Annotated in this window: 21 protein-coding genes and 1 pseudogene; 9 read left to right on the top strand and 13 right to left on the bottom strand. The window is 58.9% G+C overall.

The features are described 5' to 3' along the window. Positions 1 to 9 precede the first annotated feature (9 nt). The 3 genes from Q1A32_RS02520 to Q1A32_RS02510 are packed head-to-tail and all read right to left on the bottom strand — an operon-like array spanning position 10 to position 4,183. Positions 10 to 1,593 (bottom strand): HAMP domain-containing sensor histidine kinase, encoded by a 1,584-nt coding sequence (locus Q1A32_RS02520; RefSeq protein WP_299649042.1) that lies wholly within the window; start codon positions 1,591 to 1,593, stop codon positions 10 to 12. A gap of 17 nt (positions 1,594 to 1,610) precedes the next feature. After that, a complete protein-coding gene (locus Q1A32_RS02515) occupies positions 1,611 to 3,122 on the bottom strand; it encodes an ABC transporter ATP-binding protein (RefSeq protein WP_299649039.1) in 1,512 nt (503 codons plus the stop codon). Continuing rightward, positions 3,119 to 4,183, bottom strand: coding sequence for a hypothetical protein (locus Q1A32_RS02510; RefSeq protein WP_299649036.1), 1,065 nt, complete (start codon positions 4,181 to 4,183; stop codon positions 3,119 to 3,121). Before Q1A32_RS02510 ends, Q1A32_RS02515 begins: the two co-directional genes overlap by 4 nt. A gap of 125 nt (positions 4,184 to 4,308) precedes the next feature. Here Q1A32_RS02510 and Q1A32_RS02505 point away from each other — a divergent pair, with 125 nt between their 5' ends. After that, on the top strand, positions 4,309 to 4,527 hold the full coding sequence (locus Q1A32_RS02505; protein ID WP_299649033.1) for a hypothetical protein: 219 nt from the start codon (positions 4,309 to 4,311) through the stop codon (positions 4,525 to 4,527). A gap of 42 nt (positions 4,528 to 4,569) precedes the next feature. Here the strand turns inward: Q1A32_RS02505 and Q1A32_RS23985 are convergent. Next, positions 4,570 to 4,704 (bottom strand): annotated as a pseudogene (locus Q1A32_RS23985) (EF-hand domain-containing protein); the annotation flags it as partial. A 355-nt stretch (positions 4,705 to 5,059) separates the two neighbouring features. Here Q1A32_RS23985 and Q1A32_RS02500 point away from each other — a divergent pair. Continuing rightward, the gene (locus Q1A32_RS02500; RefSeq protein WP_299649030.1) at positions 5,060 to 5,632 is read left to right on the top strand and encodes a DUF4956 domain-containing protein; all 573 of its coding nucleotides are present in this window, start codon (positions 5,060 to 5,062) and stop codon (positions 5,630 to 5,632) included. A 23-nt stretch (positions 5,633 to 5,655) separates the two neighbouring features. Then, positions 5,656 to 6,462 (top strand): polyphosphate polymerase domain-containing protein, encoded by an 807-nt coding sequence (locus tag Q1A32_RS02495; protein ID WP_299649028.1) that lies wholly within the window; start codon positions 5,656 to 5,658, stop codon positions 6,460 to 6,462. 71 nt (positions 6,463 to 6,533) lie between these two features. Here Q1A32_RS02495 and Q1A32_RS02490 read toward each other — a convergent pair whose 3' ends face one another. The 5 genes from Q1A32_RS02490 to dctP form a co-directional block, all read right to left on the bottom strand. Further along, the gene (locus tag Q1A32_RS02490) at positions 6,534 to 8,045 is read right to left on the bottom strand and encodes a malonyl-CoA synthase (RefSeq protein WP_299649025.1); all 1,512 of its coding nucleotides are present in this window, start codon (positions 8,043 to 8,045) and stop codon (positions 6,534 to 6,536) included. 11 nt (positions 8,046 to 8,056) lie between these two features. Further along, positions 8,057 to 9,295: a malonyl-CoA decarboxylase gene (locus Q1A32_RS02485; protein WP_299649022.1), complete on the bottom strand. Its 1,239-nt coding sequence runs from the start codon at positions 9,293 to 9,295 to the stop codon at positions 8,057 to 8,059. After that, positions 9,292 to 10,608: a TRAP transporter large permease gene (locus Q1A32_RS02480; RefSeq protein WP_299649019.1), complete on the bottom strand. Its 1,317-nt coding sequence runs from the start codon at positions 10,606 to 10,608 to the stop codon at positions 9,292 to 9,294. The genes Q1A32_RS02485 and Q1A32_RS02480 overlap by 4 nt, the downstream gene beginning before the upstream one ends. Continuing rightward, on the bottom strand, positions 10,608 to 11,156 hold the full coding sequence (locus tag Q1A32_RS02475) for a TRAP transporter small permease (RefSeq protein ID WP_299609754.1): 549 nt from the start codon (positions 11,154 to 11,156) through the stop codon (positions 10,608 to 10,610). Before Q1A32_RS02475 ends, Q1A32_RS02480 begins: the two co-directional genes overlap by 1 nt. A gap of 69 nt (positions 11,157 to 11,225) precedes the next feature. Continuing rightward, positions 11,226 to 12,212, bottom strand: a complete 987-nt coding sequence (dctP, locus tag Q1A32_RS02470) for a TRAP transporter substrate-binding protein DctP (RefSeq protein ID WP_299649016.1) — start codon at positions 12,210 to 12,212, stop codon at positions 11,226 to 11,228. A 142-nt stretch (positions 12,213 to 12,354) separates the two neighbouring features. On the opposite strand from dctP, the gene Q1A32_RS02465 reads away from it, so the two are divergent. Continuing rightward, positions 12,355 to 13,002 (top strand): GntR family transcriptional regulator, encoded by a 648-nt coding sequence (locus Q1A32_RS02465; RefSeq protein ID WP_299609759.1) that lies wholly within the window; start codon positions 12,355 to 12,357, stop codon positions 13,000 to 13,002. A 99-nt stretch (positions 13,003 to 13,101) separates the two neighbouring features. Here Q1A32_RS02465 and Q1A32_RS02460 read toward each other — a convergent pair whose 3' ends face one another. The 4 genes from Q1A32_RS02460 to Q1A32_RS02445 all read right to left on the bottom strand — a co-directional run bounded on the left by Q1A32_RS02460 (position 13,102) and on the right by Q1A32_RS02445 (position 16,328). Beyond that, a complete protein-coding gene (locus tag Q1A32_RS02460) occupies positions 13,102 to 13,653 on the bottom strand; it encodes a hypothetical protein (RefSeq protein WP_299649013.1) in 552 nt (183 codons plus the stop codon). Positions 13,654 to 14,335: 682 nt separating this feature from the next. Continuing rightward, positions 14,336 to 15,046: a molybdopterin-dependent oxidoreductase gene (locus Q1A32_RS02455; protein WP_299649010.1), complete on the bottom strand. Its 711-nt coding sequence runs from the start codon at positions 15,044 to 15,046 to the stop codon at positions 14,336 to 14,338. After that, positions 15,046 to 15,660 (bottom strand): cytochrome b/b6 domain-containing protein, encoded by a 615-nt coding sequence (locus Q1A32_RS02450; RefSeq protein ID WP_299649007.1) that lies wholly within the window; start codon positions 15,658 to 15,660, stop codon positions 15,046 to 15,048. The genes Q1A32_RS02455 and Q1A32_RS02450 overlap by 1 nt, the downstream gene beginning before the upstream one ends. Before the next feature lie 71 nt (positions 15,661 to 15,731). Beyond that, positions 15,732 to 16,328: a hypothetical protein gene (locus tag Q1A32_RS02445; protein ID WP_299649004.1), complete on the bottom strand. Its 597-nt coding sequence runs from the start codon at positions 16,326 to 16,328 to the stop codon at positions 15,732 to 15,734. A 131-nt stretch (positions 16,329 to 16,459) separates the two neighbouring features. Between Q1A32_RS02445 and Q1A32_RS02440 the strand changes: the two genes are divergently transcribed. The 5 genes from Q1A32_RS02440 to Q1A32_RS02420 all read left to right on the top strand — a co-directional run bounded on the left by Q1A32_RS02440 (position 16,460) and on the right by Q1A32_RS02420 (position 22,368). Next, positions 16,460 to 17,923 carry an HD domain-containing phosphohydrolase gene (locus tag Q1A32_RS02440; RefSeq protein ID WP_299649001.1) on the top strand — a complete coding sequence of 488 codons (1,464 nt, stop codon included), beginning with the start codon at positions 16,460 to 16,462 and terminating at the stop codon, positions 17,921 to 17,923. A 153-nt stretch (positions 17,924 to 18,076) separates the two neighbouring features. Next, a complete protein-coding gene (locus tag Q1A32_RS02435) occupies positions 18,077 to 19,147 on the top strand; it encodes a C4-dicarboxylate TRAP transporter substrate-binding protein (RefSeq protein WP_299648998.1) in 1,071 nt (356 codons plus the stop codon). 4 nt (positions 19,148 to 19,151) lie between these two features. Then, positions 19,152 to 21,191: a TRAP transporter large permease subunit gene (locus tag Q1A32_RS02430; RefSeq protein ID WP_299648995.1), complete on the top strand. Its 2,040-nt coding sequence runs from the start codon at positions 19,152 to 19,154 to the stop codon at positions 21,189 to 21,191. Then, positions 21,188 to 21,775: a malonic semialdehyde reductase gene (locus tag Q1A32_RS02425; protein ID WP_299648992.1), complete on the top strand. Its 588-nt coding sequence runs from the start codon at positions 21,188 to 21,190 to the stop codon at positions 21,773 to 21,775. The genes Q1A32_RS02430 and Q1A32_RS02425 overlap by 4 nt, the downstream gene beginning before the upstream one ends. Positions 21,776 to 21,909: 134 nt before the next feature. Further along, a complete protein-coding gene (locus tag Q1A32_RS02420; RefSeq protein ID WP_299648989.1) occupies positions 21,910 to 22,368 on the top strand; it encodes a helix-turn-helix domain-containing protein in 459 nt (152 codons plus the stop codon). Positions 22,369 to 22,398: the final 30 nt, after the last annotated feature.

The raw sequence follows: 22,398 nt of genomic DNA, 5'->3' as shown, positions 1-22,398 counted from the left end.
CTCACCGGCTTAGTCGCGCGTCTGTGCGACGCCGGTCGATACCAGTTTCACCCGTGGCTCGTGCGGCAACTCAATAACAACCCGAAGTCCGCCTTCGTCACTGTCTTCGAGATTGACGGAGCCTTTATGGGCCTCAACGATGGACTTCACGACGGGCAGGCCGAGGCCGCTGCCTTCTTCACCTTGCCCAGACGCATTGGAGCCGCGAAAAAACCGCTCGAACGCTTGCGACTTCTCGGCAGCGTTCAGGCCGGGGCCGTTGTCTTCGACGCAGATCTTATGGAATGTCGGCGTTTCTTCCAAAGACACTGACACGGTGGGACCGCCATATCGACGTGCATTGTGCAACAGCGCCAATACCGACTGACGGATGCGTACCTCGTCAATGTTTGCGACAATCTGATGGCCCGGCTCCGTGACCAGAACGGAGCTTGGAAACATGGATATCGCGTCTTTCACGACCTTGCGCAGGTCCGTCTTTTTCCGGTCAAGTCGCAGTTCGCCAGCTTCGACGCGCGCCACCGTTAGCATGTCATCTACGATTTGATTTGTATGTTTGGCGGACTCGCGAATGCGTGCAAACGAGTCTGACACGGCCTCTGGCAGCTTCCCGGCAGTGCGCAACGTGACATCTGCTTCGCCCAAGATGATGGCGAGAGGCGTGCGCAATTCGTGACTGATATCCGCCATCAATCGCTTTCTGTTCTCTTCGCCTGTTTCCAGCTTGTCGATCAATTGCTGAAGCTCGGCTGTGCGCGCTTGCACTGTGTCTTCAAGGTGCTTTTTCTGCTCAGCACGGCTGGCTTCCCGTGCGGCAAGACCCTTGCCCATGTTGAAAAGCACTGTGCCAAGCTCACGGAACTCACGGCTCCCCCCGAGCCGGACCTGTGCTGTGTAGTCGGCGTTTTGCAACCGAGCGATCGCTTGCTGCAACCGTACGATGGGTTGCCTGATTTGCCCGTTGAAGGACAGAAGTCCCACAATAAATGACCCACCGGTGATGACCAAAATCACATAGACCAATCGCTTGTTCCACGCGCGAAACGCGGCGGCTTCGGCAAGGACCTCCTCAACTTCCTCCAACTCTTCTTCAAGTGCGGCTTCGATCTTGCGGTCAAGTTCGACATCAATGTCGTCGTCGAGCAAGGCCGCTAGTCGCTCGATCTGCACAAAAGTCTCGATCGGATCGCCTGACGTGGTCAAGGTCGCGATTGCATCATTTACGGCCTGAATGTCGGTTTTGATTTCGTCGAGCAGGTCCAATTCTTCGACCTCCTCCTCACCCACCATTGCGATCTCGCGCTCGATGACATCTCGGATGTCGACGAGGTTTTCATTGATTGCGATCCTCAGGGCACGCTCACCCTCGCCGCCGTCGCGATCACCGATGAGAAGCGCGTCGCCGTGCTGTTTGAACAGGCGATAGAGGTTTGCCTCCAGGCGCAAGTGCAACCCGTATGACTCTTGGGCCAGCTGCGTCCTTGCATCCCACCAGCGCGATTTTTCCAAGCTGTAAAGCGTCAGCACGGCCAGCACGCTTATGAGGCCGATGATGATGGCCGCGTATATTCCAAAAAGAGTTGTGGAGCGCATGTCGGATGGCCTTCGGGTTATTCGGCTAGAATGGAGATGTTTGTCGTTTCCGCCAAGATAACTGTGGCAGATGTCTGTTGGCGCAGGGTTTTCAAAAGGTTCGCCTGATGAGGGTTGGCAACCCATCGCAGTGACGCAATGACGATCACATTTGCTTCGCCCAAAACGGCGCGTGCCAAGTCGAGGCGTAGCGTTTGGTCCGCGGTCAAGCCTTTGCCATTTTCAGATATGCGCTGATCGAGCCCGCCCGGCGACGCAAGCAAATCTTTCAGGCCAAATGCGACTAAGACGTCAGCAATCTGTTCGTCACTTGGACGCTTGCGGTTCATCAACACGACAGATCGCCTTAGGCTACCCTGCAGCCCGATGTAATCATCGCCGATATGCGCAATCTTCGGTCTGATTGTTTGTCCGTCAAACAAGACCTCAAGGCCGTCCGACTTGTCCAAGCCTGAAATATGTCGAGCGATTTGTCCGCTTTGGGGACCCGTCAAATAGCCGACCTCAGATGCGTCCGCCTCGAAGCTCACAGGCAAACCATCCAATTCACCACGAAGCTCTATGGATGCCGACGTTATCGTCTTGCGCGACCGACGCACGAGCGTGGGTTCACATAACAGGCGCTGCGCTTTGGCCCGTGCCACGCGCCAGCCGCAATATCGATCCCATGCGGCTGCAAGATCTTGGAGGGGCAAAGCGACCAAAGCCAGCACTGACAGGCTGGCGGCAACGGTCGCTGGTGTGATCTTGTATTGGCCCGCACTCCACAGCATTGCGACCCCGGAGATTGCAACACCCGCCTGTAGGATCGACTGCAGAGCGGCAGTCCTGCCACGGCGCGCCACGGCGTCTTTCAAAAGGGACTGTCCTTGCGCATCAAGCGCACGTAGCTCCTTTCTTGTGCGCCCCATCACGTCCAGTTCGGGCGCTATCGCAATGCGCTCGATCATCCTGATTGCAATGCTCGCGCGGCGCTGCCTCAACGTCTTGTGACGACGTTCCAGATGCCAGGCCGTTGCAGCCATGATCAGGACGACAAAGCAAAGCGGGGCAAAGCCGGACAGCGCAAGGGCGGGACTGAGTGAGAACAGGATGATCGCGGCCCCCGGAAAGACGACGACCGCCGTCAGGACATCGGGAAGCCCGCGCCCAAACCACAGCCGTGCCGCGGCCAGATCACCAACAAATCGGAGAGCCAGGGCACCAACACGACGTTCATCATGGCGCGATTTGGGAAGTTGAGCGATCTTCTCGTAAAGCACGTGGCGCAGTTCGATGGCATAGCTTTGCCCAAGCCGTTCGGCTCTGCGACGAGAGGCCAGAAGAAAACTCGCCCCGACAAAACCGGACAAGCCCAATTTCAGAAGGGTGTCGTTTGTCAGCCCTGTGCCGGAATGCAACGCGGCAAAGGCGTCTCGGGTCGCGAAGGCGGCGATGGCCACAGCGGCGGCCTGCAAAATGCCACACAGCGTGATCAGGATCGCATCAGTGACGCGATCCTGTTTGGCGAGGGTCGGAACAGAGGTCATGCCGCCACATCTTCTTGCGGCAGGCGCATCAGCGGAGCGACATGTGTGGCGATGGTCTCCGGTGACCACAAATCCTCACGCGAGAGGATGGGAAGCCCGGTGACCTCTGCGGCCTCTGCAGCGGCAAGGGGCGAACAACTGACCATGCCGGAAATGGCAAAGGATCCGAGGTTCATCATGTTCAGAACCTTTTCGCCACCCAACGCGCTGAGTGCATCGGGTGCTGCAAAAAGGATGCCGTCAAGACGATCGCGGATGCGCGATGACGTCAGGATCGCGCGGGTTTCTTGCTGGAACACGCCATCGGCAATTTCCACCACGACCACCTGTGCTCCGCGCTCCGCTGCCGTCGCAACGAGCGTATCAAAGCCTGCCTCGATCCGTTCCAGCGGCATCCGGAAGGTTGTCGCCATGCCCACGTCCGTGAAATCCAGCGCGGGCGCACCGCCGTCTTCGAAGCTGTTGAAATCTCCGAAGGCACCCGTGCCTGTCGCCTTGACGCCAGCGACAACATAGCCCGCGCGGCCAAGACCGTGCGCAAGGCTTGAGGCGGCCGTTGTCTTGCCAGAGTTCATCGACGCACCAAATACACCAATCACCGTGACATGCTCGTTAGCGGGTCGGGCGGGCAGGGAATAGTCCGCCACGTTCATCACTTGTCCGCGCGGGCCTGTGAGCAGTCCCAATGGTCGCAACCGTGTTGGGTCATCCATTTGCAGATGCGCTGCATCCACACGGCCCGCGACACCGCCACCAGCGACCAGATCAATCAGGTCATCATCGATAACGGCAGAGGCCAGAAACTGGTCCGGCGCATAGCGATCGCCAAGGCAAAGGACCACATGGTCACCGGGGTAGCCCGTCGACACACGCCGTTCCGCCAACTGGATTTTCTTGTGGTGTCCGATTTCTGCGATTTCGCAAAGGATCAGGTCGCCCGCTTTTGCAGCAGAATAGTTTGTGGAGAAACCGCGCACATCCGTGCGCGTCACACGCCGGGTCGTGAATGCCCACTTTGCAAACGTGCACATGGCGGGGGTCGGGTGGAATATTTGGTTCATCAGTTCGCTCCTGACTGAAGTGTTTCGATGTTCCTTTGATGCCACTGTCGCCTGACCGTGATCCGGCAGACGCATGAACCACCGCCGAGCAATTTGATGAACGTCAAATGAACAGGTGCGAGAGGTTGCATGGACGTCTCTCCCTAGTCATCGTCACCATCGTCACCATCGTCACCATCGTCACCATCGTCACCATCGTCACCATCGTCACCATCGTCGCGATCACGGTCGTCATTGTCGTTGCCGGACCGACGATCACTGTCATCGCCATTTCGGTCTGCGCGCTCACTGCGTTCCCGGCGCAGTTCTTCGATGGAAAGACGGTTGTCACCATTGTGGTCTGACCTTTGCAGAAGCCGTGCCGCTCCGCCTTTCCCGAATGTGTCGACCAGTTCGTCATAGCTCAACGTGCCGTCAGAATTCGTATCAACGGCCCTAAAGCTGGCTGTTTGGGCCGTCGCTTGCGCGGCCGGTCCGACGCTGATCCCGAGGGCGAGAACGAGACACAAAACCAAACGCACTGGCCCGCTCGGTGCGATTTTCCCAAATTCTGAGATCGACCAACTCCAATGTCTGCTGCGCAACGCGTGATTCCCCGCTCAAGAGCATGTTCAATCAAAGCGATGAATTGACCGCCCAAGCGCACGACTGTCGCATGGTTTGATGACGTTGATGCGTGCCGAAAGATGAACGCCAGATGAACGCGCCAGGCATCGCGCAACCGTTCCGGCATTTGCCAAACCGGAATTGTCACAAATCGTTCATGAACCGGTTACGTGGGCTTCATCCCGCGTGCAGACATGCGCCATCTGACAACGCCAAACTTTTCAGAGAATGCTGACCAGACTGGCAGCAGAAATCGGAAAGTCTGAAGCCATGCTGGAACACATACTCACAAGCGGGATCATCGAACGCTTTGCGCTGAACATTGTCGCCATGACCATTCTCGTTTTCGGGTTTTTCTATCGCAGATACCGCGACAAGGAACTCGTCACAGCGGCATCTTTGTTCAACATCTTTGCGTTTGGTGTCCTCACCATCCTTGGTTCGGTCGAGTTTTCACTGGCAGCAGGGTTTGGTCTGTTCGCAATCCTTGCGCTTTTCACACTACGCTCCGAACAGATCACGAAAATCGAGATTACCTATTTCTTCGGCGCCGTGGCCATCGCAGTGATCTGCTCGATCCAGGGCACGACGCTTCTGTTTGTGGGCGCGGTGATCACATTGGTTTTGCTGGGTGCCTACACTTTCGACCACCCGCGCATTCTCAAGTCCGTGGACGGCATCAAGATCACGCTCGACAAGATCGAACATGACGCCCTGTCCAACCCCAACAAGATGCGCAGTGACCTGTCAGAACGATTGGGGGTCGAGGTCATGAGCTATCAGATTGTTGCTCTCAACTACATCACTGACATGGCGCAAATCAGCGTCTTCTATCGCAAATGATCCGTTCAACAGGAGACTTCGACATGAACCTGAACATGGCACGCGCGCTCACATCCTTTGATGCGATTTCACTCGAAGCGCTGAACGAAAAGGCGGCAATGCTCGAGCGGTTGGACAATAAATACATTGTGCCGATCGATCAGCTGCTGCCCGCCTTGGTGAGGTTCAAGGACCTGTTTGACGTGCTCGAAATCAGCGGCAAGCGCTCTTTCCTGTACGCGACCGAGTATCACGATGACAAAAATGCCCGGTCTTATTTCGATCATCACCAAGGGCGCAGGAAACGCTGCAAGATACGGGTTCGTACGTATGTGGATGCGGGTTTCAGCTATCTCGAGGTCAAACTCAAAGATCGGCGAAACGTCACTGTCAAAAAACGGCTCAAGCTTGCTGGGTGCGAAATGGGCCTGTCCAACGACGCATTGACCTTTATCGACCGCTGCCATTTCGACATCTACGGAGCACCTTTGAACCGCAGATTAATGCCCGTTATCAAGATGCGTTATGCACGCATAACGCTGGTGGCGAAAGAGGGTGGAGAGCGCATGACCATCGACACAAATCTGTCGTTCCACAACCACGTGGTTGAACGCCACGTCGCCCCCGATCACTTCATACTTGAAACCAAATCGGCACGGGGAAATGGGATGGCAGATCGCATTCTGCGGGGTGAACATCTTCACCCAACCAAGCAATGTTCGAAATATTGCATGGGTATGGCCGCCCTTGGCGCCGTGGAGCGTCACAATCGGTTCTTGCCAGCTTTGCGTCGGCTACGCGTGTTTGATCAACCTTTGATGTATCGCGAAGCCGTTTTGGAAGCTGCATAAGGGTGCGTCGGGTACGCCTAAGAGACAGCCGAAATTCTGCTGGTCGTATGAACGACTACAACCTCACGATCTCAAACAAACGTATCTGCAAAATCTTCCCGAAGCGATTTCTTCTGCACTTTACCCATCGTGTTTCGAGGCAATTCGGGCAGAACGACCAACTTTTGCGGCTGCTTGAAGCGGGCGAGGGATTTGCCGATGTTTTCCTTGATATGATCCAGGTTCAGTTCTTGGTCCGGCATCGCAACCAGTACACCGACAACGCTTTCACCGAAATCAGGGTGCGGCACGCCGATAACCGCGCTTTCCAAGACGCCCGGTTGCTCATCAAGCAGCAATTCAATCTCTTTGGGGTATATGTTGTAGCCCCCTGAGATGATCAGATCCTTGTTGCGCCCTACGATGCTGACATATCCATCCGCATCAATCTGGCCCAGATCACCAGTGATAAAGAAACCATCCGCCCGTAACTCTTCGGCAGTCTTCTCGGGCATCTGCCAATAGCCCTGAAACACGTTCGGGCCGCGCACTTCGATGTCGCCAATCTCACCTTTTGGCAGGGTCTCCCCGGTTTTGCTGTCGGTGATTTTCAACTCGACTCCGGGCAACGGGAACCCGACGGTGCCTGCGCGGCGCTCGCCATCATAGGGGTTCGAGGTGTTCATATTGGTTTCGGTCATGCCGTACCGTTCCAGAATACGGTGGCCGGTGCGCTGCTCGAATTGGACGTGGGTTTCGGCCAAGAGTGGCGCGCTCCCTGAAACGAAGAGGCGCATGTGGGCCGCAAGCTCTTTGGTGAAACGCGCGTCTCCAAGCAGCCGGGTGTAGAATGTCGGAACCCCCATCATCGTCGTTGCGCGCGGCATTGCTGCAATCATCTGATCAAGGTCGAATTTTGGTAGGAAAATCATCTGGCTGCCCGCAAGCAACGTGATGTTGGTCGCAACAAACAGACCATGCGTGTGGAAAATCGGCAATGCGTGCAGCAAGACATCGCTGGCGGTGAAGCGCCATTCGTGTCGCAAGGTTTCTGCATTGGACAGCAGGTTGCCCTGGCTCAGCATGGCCCCTTTTGAACGTCCCGTTGTGCCAGAGGTATACAGGAACGCGGCAAGGTCGTCGGTATCGCGAGACACGGTTTGAAAAGACTTGGGGCATGTCGCGGCCTTCTCCGCAAAGCTGCCTGACCCATCCTCGTTCAGAGTTTCCAATTGCGCGCCACAGCGTTCGGCAATGGGCGCGAGACCGTCCCGCTTCCGATCGTCACACAGCACGATACCCGCGCCGCTGTTCGAAACGAAGTAGGCCACTTCGTCAGGGGTATAGGCTGTGTTGAGGGGCAGAAATACCAGCCCCGCCTGCGCACAAGCCGCATAAACAGCAAGTGCTTGTGGGGACTTTTCAATCTGGACGGCGACGCGGTCACCGGGTTTCAGCCCAACCTCCGTCAGGAGCCCCGCATATTGCGCAGCCATTTCGAGGAAGGTTCGATAGCTCAGCGTGACCCCATCCGCGAGGTGCAGAAACACAGCATCGCTTTCGGCGTGTCGTCCAAAGAGCGTATCGTAGAGCGGGTTTGCCATAGTCAAGGTCCTTAGGTTGCCCGTGAAACGGAGGCGCTGAGTGCACGCACTTCATTCGAGGCAGCAACCGTTTTTTCAGTGACGAATTGCTCGTGGTTGGTCGTGATCTGCGACAGGTCGTAAAGATAGTTGACCATGGCGCCGCGCGACTGCGCCATCCCGTTTTCCGACGTGTCCGCCTCTGCATGAACCGCATGGACAGCCGCCCCATTCCCAAGATGAAACCGCGCGACGGGGTCCACCGGCAATTTGTCGTCCCGTTTTGCTTCAAGAAAATAGTGGGCAGCTTGAACCTGTACGGAGGCGTTTTGCAGAGACGGTGCTTTAGCAGTGCTCAACCATTTGGTGAGCCCCGGGATGGGCGAGAGCGTCACGAACGTCTCCAAGCCGGGCAGATCATGCGACAGATCCGCGACCACCTGCTTGATCAGCGAGTTCCCGAATGAGATGCCCGCCAGACCGGCCTGACAGTTCGAGATGGAGTAGAACACCGCTGTGTCCGCGTCTTCCGCGTCAATTGGATCGCGGCCATCCGCCAGCAGGTTTTGTATTGAGTTCGGCACGCCTTGCGTCAACGCCACTTCGACAAAGATCAACGGTTCGTCCGGCATGGCGGGGTGAAAAAAGCCAAAGCATCGCCGGTCCTTGGGCTGCAGGCGGCGGCGCAGGTCATCCCAGCTGTCAATGGCATGGACGGCCTCGTAGGCGATGATTTTCTCCAGAACTTCTGCCGGGCTTGACCAATTGATCGGGCGCAACACCAAGAAGCCGCGATTGAACCACGACGCGAACAAATGCTGGAAATCCACGTCCAGCGGTTCAAGCTTCACGTCCTCGCGCATCATCTCCAACAGATCCTTGCGCATCGCGACCAAACGCTCGGTGCCGCCCGGCACCCGGTTCAGCCGCCTGAGCAGTTCCTGCCTCTTGGGTTCACTGGCCTGCGCATAGGCGCGGTAGCTGCGCTTGGACGGGGCTTCCTTGTAGACTTTCAGGCTTTCGACAACGTCGACGGGATCAATCTCCAATTCCTGCATCATGAACTCGAAGAACCCGCGTTTGTCGTCCGCATCAGCGCCAGCGTATTGCTCTAGTATCAACTGCGCGAGCGTGCTGCCCGACACTTCGCCCTGAGCGCCCAGAAGTTCGAGGCTGAGCTCTCCCATGCCTTGCCCCTCCGCATCTGACGAGACGGTGCGGGCGAAGCGACGCTCGAATACTGACGAAAAGAGACCGCCAAAATAGCTCATATGGCGGCGCCCATCACTGCGTTGGGAAGCCATGTTGCCAAGCCGGGGAAGATGCACAGCAAAATGATTGCAATCACCATGCAGGCCACAAAGGGCAATGACCCTCTGAGGATGGTTTTCAGAGAGATGTCAGGTGCGATGCCGTTGATGACATAAAGGTTCAGACCCACAGGCGGAGAGATGAGGCCGATCTCCATGTTGATGGTCAGGACCACGGCAAACCAGATCGGGTCAAAACCCGCCGCCGTGATGATCGGCAGCAAGATCGGTGCGGCCATCAGGATCACCGCAACAGGCGGCAGGAAGAAGCCCGCCACCAGCAAAAAGAGGTTTACGGCTCCCATCAGGACCCACGGGTTCACGTCCAGTGTGCCGATCCAAGCTGCGATGGATTGCGTGATGAAAAGGCTGGAGAGCATATAGGAAAACACACCAGCCGCCGCGATGATGAACAGGATCATCACGCTTTCCTTGGTGCTGTCACGCAGCACGACCCACAGGTCTTTGGGGTTCCACAGCTTGTAGATGATCATCGCGATCATCAGGCACAAAAGTGCGCCGACGGCTGCCGTCTCGGACGGGGTCGCGACGCCACCATACATGGCGTAAAGCACGCCCACGATGATCAGCAGAAAGGGCAGGACGCGTGGCAGAACCTCGAACTTCTCGCGCCAGCTATAGTTGCCTCGCGCCAGCAGTTGCTGATCGCCGGATTTCCACGTCGCGTACAGCGACCACACCATGAAAAGCCCCACCAGCATCAAACCGGGGATTACGCCGGCAAGGAAAAGGCGGCCAATCGATTGCTCTGTGGCAATGCCGTAGACGATCATGGTGACAGAGGGCGGGATCAGAATGCCCAGCGTGCCGCCCGCCGCGATGGAACCAGCCGCAACACCGTCGGGATAGCCGCGCTTGCGCATCTCGGGGATGCCCATCTTGCCAATGGCGGCGCAGGTTGCAGGGCTGGACCCGGACATCGCCGCGAACAAGGCGCACGCGCCAAGGTTTGAGATCACCAAACCGCCAGGCACACGCGTCAGCCAGCGTTCCAACGCCTCGTACAGGTCCGCACCTGCGCGTGTCGAGGCGATGGATGCCCCCATGATGATGAACATCGGGATCGACAGCAGCGCGAAATTGTCCAGCTTGCCAAACAGGATTTCCGGCAGCAGCTCAAGCGAGCGCATACCGTCGAAGATCATGATGAACCCGGTCGAGACGATGAGCAGCCCAAGGGCGACCGAGACGCCCGAAAACAGGACCAAAATCGTGCAGACCGCGACGATTGCGCCAAGCGTGAGCGGATCCATCAGACGCCCCCCAAGCCAAACGGCTTCTCAATTTTCAAAAGGATCGCCACCATGTCCGCAATGAGTTGCAGCAGGAACAGGGCAAAGCCCACCGGCAGGGCCAGATAGGGTATCCACAACCGGACGCCCCAGACGGTGTCGGACTTCCAATTGCGTTCCCAAGTCAGGTGCCAGAATTCATAGCTGTACCAAAGCATGATCGCGACCATCACAATGGACAGCGACAGTGTGAACATCGCCAAAACGAACCGTGCACGCGGCGCCAAAGCCAAGGGGATCAGGTCGACATTCACGTGACCGCGCAGGCGCTGGACGTAGGGCAACCCAATCAGCGTGGCCCCAATGGCAAGGTAAATGACCGCCTCGGTTTGCCAGACAGTTGATCCATTCAGCACAAACCGGATGAAGATCATTTGGCAGGTGATCGCGACAGCCGCCACGATCATTGCCGCAGAGCACCAGCCCGCGAGTGTAGAGAGTGCAGCCACGAGACGCAGAAACGGGTTGTTCCCGGTTTGCGCAATCGCAGCGGAGCTTTGGCCCGCCATAATGATGTCCTTGGATGAAGGGAGTGGTTTTGTCGGGCCGCTGATCAAAGCGGCCCGATCCAGTGTCGATTACTCGACAGCCAAAGCCATATCGAGCAGCTCCTGTCCGCCCTCAACTTCGTCAACGAACTTGGCATAGGACGTTTCCTGCGCCAGCGCGCGCCATGCTTCGAAGTCATCGGCCGACATCTGGGCAATCTCGACGCCCGCATCGCGGAACACCTGCTCGGATGCGGCGTCCTGCTTTTTCGCTTCTTCCAGATAGAAGGCTTGCGCCTTGGCAGATGCGTCCAGCAGAGCCTTTTGCTGATCTTCCGTCAGGCCGTCAAAGCGCGATTTGTTCATCAGCAGGGGCTGGTACATGAACCAAAGTGCGACATCACCCGCCGGAGTATAGCAGCTGACCTGCTCGTAGATGCGGTAGGACACGAAGGACGACGACGATGTGTTTGCAGCCGTGAGAACTCCGGTCTGCATCGCGTTATAGATTTCCGACGACGCCATGGATGCAATGGATGCGCCAGCGCCCGCAAGCATTTGCTCAAACGCCTTGCCGGCTGCACGTGTTTGAAGGCCTTTCACGTCGTCAGGGCCCGTGATGCACTTGTCTTTGCCGACGAACCCACCGGCAAGATAGCCGTGCACCAGGACCATCACGTCGTCATCAGCCATCTTCTCTTCGAGCGCGGCCATGAAGGGCGACGCACTCAGACGCGCTGCGTGATCGTGGTTCTTCACCATGCCCGGCATCAGTGTCAGGTTGTAGGCGGGTTGCTGACCACCGGCATAGCTGAGCGGCAGCACAGTCATATCCAACTGGCCGCGGCTCAGCGGGCGGTATTGCTCACGCGGTTTGAAAAGAGACTTTGAACCGAAGATTTGGATGTCCAGATCAACGTCCGCGGCAGCAACCTCGTCCGCGACCATCTGGGCTACTTGATGACGCACGTCCTTGTTGGACCACTGGTGGGACAGGCGCAGAGTTTCCGCACTCGCTGCTGACCCGATGGCAAGACAGGCCGCCATGGCTGTGGCCGTGAGTTTCGCAAATTTCATAAGTTCCTCCCTGGGTGTGAATCGGCTTCATGAGCCGACGCTCCGAGAGGAAGGCTTTCACGCTGCGCATTACGAGTCAATCATATTGTATACAAGGATTGCTATATTGCATTTTGGCGCTCGGCGGTGCTAAGTGTTGGGTATGGACGTCAGACTCGCAGATCAAATCGCAAGCACACTTGAACAGCTGGTTTTCTCAGGGGAGTTTCAGGACGGCGAACGGCTGGACGAGTTGAAGCTGGCCGAGCAGTTCCATGTATCCCGCACCCCGATCCGCGAGGCGTTGCAGGTGCTTGTGACGTCGGGCATGGCAGAGCAAATCCCCCGTCGCGGCGTATTCATCCGCCAGCCCGGCCCCGTTGAGCTGATGGAAATGTTCGAGACCATGGCAGAGCTTGAGGCCGCCTGTGGTCGGCTTGCGGCAACGCGAATGACGGATCAGGATCTTGCGTCGTTGGGCGATGCAAATGATCGGTGCCAGCAGGCCATCCAGAATGCAGACCATGATCAGTACTATTCGGAAAACGAGACCTTTCACCAGATCATCTACCGCGGCGCGGCAAACAGCTACCTCGAAAAACAGGCGCTGCAGCTTCAGAACCGGCTAAAGGCTTACCGCCGGATTCAGCTTCGTTTTCGAGGTCGTCTGAAGCAGTCGATGGACGAGCACTCTCAGATCTTGCAGCACCTTCAGGATGGAGAGGCCGAGCGCGCAGCAGATGTCCTGCGCAGCCACGTTGCCGTTCAGGGCGAAAAATTCCACCAACTCATTGCAAGCATCAATCGCTAGAACGCGTCGCCGCTTACGAATGTCCGACTTCGAAAAATGAGGCGCATGTTTCCCATGCGCCTCGCATGTCCGGCACGCGCGTGAAGCGCCCGCCCGATGTCAGATCACCTTCGCTTTGCGCAGTAAATTGGTGATCATGCTGGACTTCACCTTCTTTTTCTTCAGTTCCGGTGTGGCCGCCAGCTTGTCCGTTATCGTCTTGGCCCCCTTCTGGTCGCCTGTCGCATGGGCGACCATCAGTGACTTCACCGCGCGGGGATCCGAAACGCCGAGCAGCCGGGCCGCTTTGAGCGGATCGCCCTTCATCTTGTTGACTGCACGGGCGTTGTGGAATTCGAGAAAAGGCTTGTATTTCCAAAACGTGACGACGAAATTTTGTTGGAGCAGATATTCGATCTCGTTGCAGAGATCCCTCATGATTTTCTTCCACTCCGAGTTCTTGAAGTCGTTCGCCTCTGCAAGATCCATTGCTCTCTTGCGGTTGGCATGGGACACGTTGATGTTGCCGGAGGCTTTGGGATCGATGAACTTGGGGTAGATCTTCTTGGGATCAAAGCGCTTGGCGACGAGGTCGAGGAAGTCGGAGTTTTCGGAGGCCAGCTTCGACTTGAGAAACGCGCGGAACAGCTTGCCGAGATTGCGATCCGCCATGATCTCCATCACCTGGTCGGGATAGGTTTGATTGCCGATTTTCTTAACCATGGGTCTTGTCTCCTTTTTTTGCGGGGTCCGGAGCGCCGATCGACGCCGGTATCACAACTGAGTTGCCTGTACGTGCCGAACGGTTCAGTCATCCGCGCAAAAAAGTTTCACACGCAGCTTCCGCGTGGCGCCCGCGCCGCAAAGCCAAAGGGTCACCGCGTGCGGCGTTGCACCATGTGAGATCCAGTATCGTAACAGCCTGATCTGATGACGAAATCGAGGTTTCGTGCACGGCGCGTGCTGCGTTTTCAGCAGTATCAATTCAGAACGGATCGCCGTGTTTCGGGCGTATCACCATTGCTGACTTCAAGAACGCGACAGGCGCTCCTGGCGACTTTTCTGCGAAGGGGCTCGTCTTATGTATCGAAGTCGCCTGCCGACCCGGACATCCAAGTCCGCGTGGTACCCGCCATAAGATGGCAGCCCGCGCCAGCAGCCGTTTCGGCAACCCTCGCTCCGTCGGGACCATAAAGATTGGTTGGAGCGGCCGAACTACTCTCTGTGATCTTCTTTCCGCAAAAAAACAAAACGACCCGATCCGTGGACGCTGGTGTTAGCTTGAACCACGCCAGAGGTTATTTTGGGCATGGCTCACCCTTTATGTACCTAGAAAATGCGCCAAGGGCCGCCGCTACAGCCCCGCGAACCAGTTGTATCCCTGATCCTCCCAATACCCACCGGGAAACGCGTTGGTGACAGAGATACGCGTGATGAATTTCGCATTTTTGAACCCCAGCTTAACCGGGATACGCAGTCGCATCGGCGCTCCGAATGCGCGGGACAGCGGCCTGTCCAGAAAATCAAGCGCGAGTATGGTCTGGGCGTGCAACGCAGACGCCATATCGATCGAACTATGATACCCATCGGCACAGTCGAACCGGACATATTTGGCGGACATGTCCGCGCCTGCGGCCTGCAGGACATCGGACAGGCGCGGGCCTGCCCATTTCCCCACCGCACTCCATCCTTCGATACAGATTAGACGGGTGATCTGCGTCTCGGCCTGCAACTGTCGCAGATCGTGCAGCGACAGCGCAGCAGGGCGCGTGACACGGCCGTCGACACGCAGCCGCCATGTGTCCGGGTCCACATCGGGTGCATAGGCTTCTGGGTAGAAGGCGTTGTACCGAAACGGCTGCGTGATCTCGGCATCGGTGTAGGTGGGCGCCAGCCTGTCCGCCGAAAACAACGTGTCCTGCATGGTGTCGTTGAAGCGCGAGACGTGATCCAACGCCGGTGTGCGCAAGGTGGGGACAAAGGCCAATGATCCAATCCCGGCGGTCAGGCCAACGCCGGTCAGCCCCGCCAGAAGACCACGGCGGGTGATGGTTTGATGGGACATCACATGTGCTCCCGTTGTGCCAGCCGAGCGCCGAACAGCATCCGGCCCAGGCTGGAGGGCACCAGTGCCACCATGGCCACGTGCACAAGGACGAAACCCGAGATGCCGCACATCACCCAGAAGTGCACCCGCCGCGCCATTTCGTAACCGCCCATCGCGTCGGCGATGCTCTGAAATTGGACCGGCTTCCAAAGCGCCATGCCGGATGCCACGCTGAGAACGCAGGCAAGCAGCGTTATCACATAAAGCGCCCGTTGAATGTGGTTGTAAGCACCCGCGTCATGTTTCAACCGCAGCGCAAGTGTCGCGCGCAGGTCCGCCATCATGCCGTTCGCCGAGATGGGGAACAGCCGAGGGCCACCGCGACGCGCGATCAGCCGCAGTGCGACCATGCCAAGGACGCTGCAAAGAAACACCCACATGAAAAGGAAATGCCAGCGCAGCGCGCCGGTGAGGTATCCGCCCAGGGTGGCCCAGGAGGGGAAGGTGATGGGATAGAAAGCGGCTGCGTTGAAGATCGCCCAGCCGCTTGAGATGAGCCCCAGCGTTGCAATTGCGTTTGCCCAATGCAGGGTGCGGGCAAGGCCGGAGTAGATTGGGTCTGTGTCCGTCATGGGAAAGCTCCGAATGCGTTGCGTTTGATGCAAAGGGGCAGACGTGTCGCGACGCCTGCCCAAAGCGGTGCCTAAAGCGGTGGCAGGCCGCCGTTTTCATGGATGCCGACATACTGGCCCGAAATGGCGTCGCCCGATTGGTCAGCGAAGATCACCACCTTCATGCCGATCTGGATGTCTGCATCGTCGGCGGGTGCAAATGTTGTGACGGGCGCGCTGGGCGGAACCTCGACCAGCTGCTGTTCGTCGCCGTAGGTCACGGTGAACACACGGTCTGTTCCGCGCGCGACGATCTGTGCGACGGTGGCATTTGTCATCTTGCTGTCTGATCCGAGGTCCCAGGATTTGAACCCTTCGTTCAGGCCGCGCATGGCTTCGGGAAAAACGACAAGCCCCAGGGCGCGCCGGTTGCCGTCGGCACTTTTGACCGTCGGTGCGGCGACATAAGCGCCGGGTGCGATGTCTTCAATGTCGATGTCGCGGTAAAGCAGGACAACGGGCTCGGGCACCGACACGTCGACGACCTGTCCGGTCGCGGCTTCGACGGAAATCATCGGGCCGTCGATGGCCGTCACTTCGCCCCGGACGCGCAGTCCGGCGGCGTGGGCTGTTGCCGACACAAGGGTCAGGGCGGCAGTGATGGCGAGGGTTTTGAGATCAAGTGGCACTGTTGCGATCCTTTTTGATCAGTTGCGAATGGCGCGACCCAATCCGAAACCAAACGGCAACGGCATCCGGCAAATGCCTTAGGGTAAGCAGGTCTTCGGTCTGGTAATCAGGATCAAACGACGGAGGTCACATGACACTGACACGTATGGAACAAGCCATCGGCGCCCTCGCCTTTGCTGGTGATCTGAGCATGGGGCAGCCCCCCGATCATTCTCCCAATGTGGCACGCCTTGCCGCGCGGCTGGCGGACAGTGCGGGTGCAGATGCGGACATGCAGGCCAACGCCGCCCGGTTGGCGATGCTGCGTTGGGCCGGCTGCACGTCGAATGCCCGTGAGTTCGCCATGTTGTTTGGAGATGATGTGGGGGGGCGTGCCGCCTATATCGAAGGACGCAATCCCTTTGTCGCGACGGAACCGCCGAACCCCGCATCCCTGCACGACACGATGGTGCCCATTGCCGTGGCGCATTGCGAAGCGGTTGTGATGATCTGCCAGCGCTTGGGATTGCCCGACGTGTTGATCCATGCCGCCGAGGATTTCTTTGAAAACTGGGATGGCTCCGGGCTTCCTGCGGGCAAGGCGGGCGACGCCATCCACGAGGCCGCGCAATATGTTGCGCTGGCGGGCGACATCGAAGTCTATGGCCGCAATTTCGGCACCGCCCGCGCCACGCTCTTGATCGAAAACCGGGCGGGCAAGGTCTATGATCCCTCGCTTGCACAGATCGCGATCCAGCACATGGATCGGTGGCTGAAGGCGGAAGCGCCCGGCGACGCATGTGCCGCAGCCCTTGCATGTTGCGCGCTTGGTGACGATGACGTGTCGCTGTCCGACGTGGCGCTGTTGCTGGCCGATTATTCAGACCTGAAACGCCCCGACATGACCGGTGTGTCGCGGCTCGCGCAGGGCCTGTCGCTGAAAATGGCCGAAGCCGCGACACAGGACCCGGACGAGATATCGGCCATCGGCTTTGCCGCAGCGCTGGCTGACCTGGGGCAGGTGGCAGTGCCGAACCCCGCCTTTGATCATGGGGCAGGTACGTCCGAAGCCGCACGCCTTGCCCCGCACTGGACCGAACGCATCTTGTCCCGCGCGCCGGATTTGCTGGCGGTGGCACGGCTGGCGAGCCTTGCCTACGAACGGATGGACGGCTCCGGTTTCAATCGTGGGCTAACCGCTGCTGCGCAACCGTTCGAGGCGCGCATCGTGCAGGTGGCCCGGCTCGCAACCGTTGAACGCATGGCGCACGGTCTGCGTGCCGAATGGCCCGTCGCACATCTGCGCACGCTTCTGACCGCAGAAGCCAAGGCCGGTCGCCTTGATTTGCGCGCGGTGCGCCTTGCCCTTGAAGCGATGGGCGCCAGAAACCTGCCTTCGGCAGAGGAAGAACCCGTCTTGTCTCTGACCGCTCGCGAACAGGACGTGTTGGCCGGTTTGATCGCCGGTCAAAGCAACAAGGAAATCGCCCGCGGCCTTGAATTGTCGCCCAAGACCGTCGGCACGCATGTCGAAAAGATCTTTCGCAAACTGGGCGTGTCGTCCCGCGCGGCGGCAGCGATGAAGGCGCTGGATGCCGGGCTGGTGGCCCCGTGACCTAGCGCGCGTCTGACCGGGCACACACAAAACGCCCGGCGCTGCTTTACCCCACACCATGACCTTACCCCCCAAGGGCCGCATCGCGGGGCTTGGGACCAAACCCTGCGGCCTGTTGGCAGCAGTTCGACCAATGCTTGAAGGAGGAAAAGCATGACACATAATCGCAGAACAGTTCTGGCCGGATTGGCCGCCGCAACGGGTGCCGCGTTGCTGCCCGCCGCAGCGCGCGCAGACACGATCAGGCTGACCATGGCATCCAGCCATCCCACCGCCGTGCCGTGGGTCGGGTCGCTGTCGTCGCATGTCGTCGGGCAATCCAACACGCGCCTGACGGATGCGGGATCGCCGCACAGCATTGACTGGACCGAAAGCTATGGCGGCGCGCTTTACAAGTTCGACAAGACGCTCGAGGCGGTGGCCGATGGCCTGACCGATATGGGCTGGGTGGGCACGCTTTGGGAAGAAAGCAAGATGCCCTTGCAGAACGTGACGTTCTACACCCCGTTCGTCACCGATGACCTGCCCATGCAACTGGCCGTCATGAACCAGTTGCACCGTGATATGCCCGAACTGTCCGAGGCGTGGGCTCGGCAAAGCCAAGTGTTTCTTGGCGCCAGCGGAATTGAGACCTACCACCTTTTGACGCGTGAGCCGTTCGACAGCTACGCCCAACTCGACGGGATGAAGATCATCGCCGCAGGCTCGGTTGGCAATTTCCTGAAAGGGTCGGGTGCTGTGCCTGTCAACGCGGGCCTGCCGGATTTCTACAACACGCTCAGCACCGGTGTGGCCGATGGCGTCCTGATTTCGCTGTCAGGCGCGTTTCCGTTCAAGCTGTACGAGCCTGCGCCCTTTGTCACCAAGGTCAGCATCGGCAGCCAGATGACCGGGGGCCTTGCCGTGAACCAGCGCAAGTGGCGGCGGCTGCCGCAGGATGTGACCGAGGTACTGCAAACCTTGGGTGATGAATATTCCGCCGTGCATGCCAAGCAGTTGATGGCCGCCTCCGAAGGGTACGAGGCCAAGATGGTCGAGGCCGGGGCCACAATCACCACGCTTGCTGCACCGGAACGGCAAAAATGGGTCGACAACCTGCCCGATATTGCTGGGTCTTGGGTGGAGGTGACCGAAGCCCGTGGGGCGTCGGCCCGTGACATCCTGACCGCGTATATGGATGCTGTCACGGCCGCCGGTGCGACACCCGCCCGCAACTGGGGGTAGGGGCATGACCCAAGCGTTGCTCAAAGCCCCGAAGCTTGGCCCATCGGCAGGCGCACCCACGCGCCGCCCCTCCGCCTGGAGCCGCAGTACATTCTGGTCAGGCCGCCACCAGATGCAAGGATTGTACAGCATCGGCCGTTGGCTAAGCGCTGCCGGGTCCATCTGGACCATGTTGTTGATGGCCCTGATCGTTACGGACGTGCTGGGCCGCAGCCTACTGAATGCGCCCTTGCCCCGTGTCCCCGAAATTGTCGGCTATTCGATTGTCGCCATTGTGTTTTTGCAAGTGGTCGACAGTGTGCTCAGCCGTCGTCTTGCCCGGTCAGACGCGTGGAGCGAGAGCATCGCAAAACGCCGACCGTTCTTGGCTGCTGCGATGATGGCCGGGTTCCAGATGGTCGGGGCGGTCGTCATGGGGATCATCGCCATCGCGACCTTGCCCGATCTGGTCGAAAGCTGGCGCTATGCCGATTATTTCGGAAGCCAGTCGGATCTTGCCATTCAGGTCTGGCCGTTTCGCGCCGTGGTCGTGATCTGTGCGGGGTTGGCCAGTGTTGCCTTTCTGGTCGACATGTTCCGCACCATGGCGGACGCCCCGATGGCGCGCGCGAACACCCGTAAAATGCTCCGGCTCGCGGCCATGGCAGGCGTCGCCGTGACGGGCCTGACGATTGCCTTGCTGTCTTTTCAAAGCGGCTTTGGCATCGCCGTGACGCTGGTCGTTTGCATGGTGCTTCTGGTCCTGCTGGGCATGCCTATTGCCATGGCCCTTGCTGGCCTGAGTTTTGTGGGCGTCTGGCTGCTGCGCGAGGATTTCCTGACCGCCGCCGACATGCTCAAGATCGCGGCGACCGGGTCGATCCAGAACCAGCTCTATGGTGTCGTCCCGCTGTTTGTCCTGATGGGGCTGGTGGTGAACGAGGCGCGGATTGCGCGCGATGCCTTTGACGTGTGTGAATGGCTGCTGGGCAAGATCGTGGGCGGCCTCGGGATTGCCACGGTGGCCGCCAACACGGTCTTTGCCGCGATCACCGGGATTTCGATTGCATCAGCGGTTGTCTTCACCCGCGTGGCAGTGCCGCCAATGCTGGATCACGGGTATTCCGGGCGCTTTGCCGTTGGTATTGTTGCAGGCAGTTCGGTGCTGGGCATGCTCATCCCGCCCTCCTTGCTGTTGATCGTCTACGGGATCGTGGCGGAGGTGTCGGTGGGCGCGTTGTTCACCGCCTCCATCATTCCCGGTATCATTCTGGCGGCCGGTTTTGCCCTCATGATCTACGCTATCGCGCGGTTTGCCCCGTCCTTCGCTGGTGTCACTGCACACGCGGCACGCAAATCCTATCCCAGCGCCTGGAGCCGCGCGCCCGAGGCCAAGGAAACACCGCGCACCGCCCTTGCGAAACTGTCACCCATCGGTCTGCTGATTGTCGCGGTTCTGGGCGGCATCTATGGCGGCGTCTTTACCCCCACCGAAGCGGGCGCGGTCGGCGCCGCACTTGCGCTTTGCATCTATGCCGTCAGGGCAGTGCGGATACCCGGCCTGTCAAATTGGCCCGCGCTGTGGCGCTTGCTGATCGAAACGGGACAGGTGTCGGTCTCCATTCTGCTGCTGATCATCGCGGCGAATATGTACACGCGCATGATTGCGCTGTCCGGCCTGCCTGCCGATCTGGTGCAGCTGGTGGTGGCGGTCGAGATGCCGTTCGCGGTGCTGATCCTGTGCTATCTGGGCGCGCTGCTGTTGATGGGGATGGTGCTTGATTCCGTCTCGATCATGTTGATCACCCTGCCGCTGATGCTGCCGATCCTTGCGTCGTTTGACGTCGACCTGATCTGGTTCGGAATCCTCACCGTCATCGCCATCGAAGTGGGGCTTTTGACGCCACCGCTTGGGCTGTCGGTGTTCGTGGTCAAGGCCGCGCTGGGCAACAGCGCAATCACCCTGCGCGATATCTTCATCGGAACCAGCCCGTTTGTCGGTGTCATGCTGCTGATGATCGGGCTTCTCTTTGTCTTTCCCCAACTGACGAGTGTTTTTCAATGACCCTGGACACAACCGCCCGCCAATCTCTGTTTACCGAGGCCCGGACCGCCAACAGGTTTCTGCCGACACCAGTCGCACCACACCTGCTGTCAGAGCTTTACGACCTGATGAAATGGGGCCCCACCTCCATGAATGCATGCCCGGCCCGGCTGATCTTCCTCACATCCCCGGACGCGCGCGCACGTCTGCGTCCGGCGCTCTTTGACGGCAACGTCGCCCGGGCGCGCAGCGCGCCTGTTATCGCCGTCATCGGCCATGATCTGGAATTCTTTGACCATCTGCCGCGACTGTTTCCGGTGGCCCCGCAGAACAAGCAACTGTTCGAGGACAACGAAACAGCGGCCCAGATCACGGCCTTTCGCAATGCGTCGATGCAAGGGGCCTATCTGATCATGGCCGCGCGTGCCGTGGGCCTGAACTGCGGCCCCATGTCCGGCTTTGACAATGCCGCCGTCGATCAGGCGTTTTTCGCGGGCACCCGGATCAAATCCAATTTCCTGTGTGCCTTGGGCTATGCGGACACATCCAAGGCCTACCCGCGCGCCGATCGGTTCGCCTTTGAAGAGGTCTGCCAAGTCCTGTGAAAGGCTGCCCGTTCGGCAGCGATACGACCCTGCACCAGATCATGATCAACGGCCTGCGCTTCGGGGAAATGCCCGATGTCTGTGCCCCCCACCCCCTCGGTAAACAGAGGCGACAAACCGAAAAGGAAGCACAGATGCTGGACAGTTACGACGCCATGATTGGCATGCAAAACCTCAGCGGTCCAACGCGCCGCCACCGTTCGTCGGACGGGACCCGGCAGCGAGTGGGCGGGTCGGCCTGGACGCATCCAGACACAAAACGTCTGGAAGGCGTTTTGGCACATATCGAGAGTAACGTGGACGTCAGTCTGTCGCTGGACGAGCTTGCGGATATCGCAAATCTAAGCGTCTTTCAGTTCGCCAGAGTGTTCAAAAAGGCGCTTGGCGTGTCCCCGCACGCCTACATCATCCAGACGCGCGTACAGCATGCATCAAGGCTGTTGCGCGAAAGCTCATTGCCAATATGCGACATCGCCTATGCGGTCGGGTTCTCGTCTCAAAGTCATATGACGACCACGTTGAAAAAGCTGACAGGACAGACACCGGGACAGATCAGGCGCATTCTGGCGCAGACGGCTGTACCGTCGTCCTGAAGTGCGTGTTGTGGCTGGCGGACACGACGC

The organism is uncultured Tateyamaria sp. (assembly GCF_947503415.1).
Taxonomy (GTDB): Bacteria; Pseudomonadota; Alphaproteobacteria; order Rhodobacterales; family Rhodobacteraceae; genus Tateyamaria.
The sequence above is the reverse complement of the archived record's forward strand: the minus strand, read 5'-3'. Positions and strand labels throughout refer to the sequence as shown.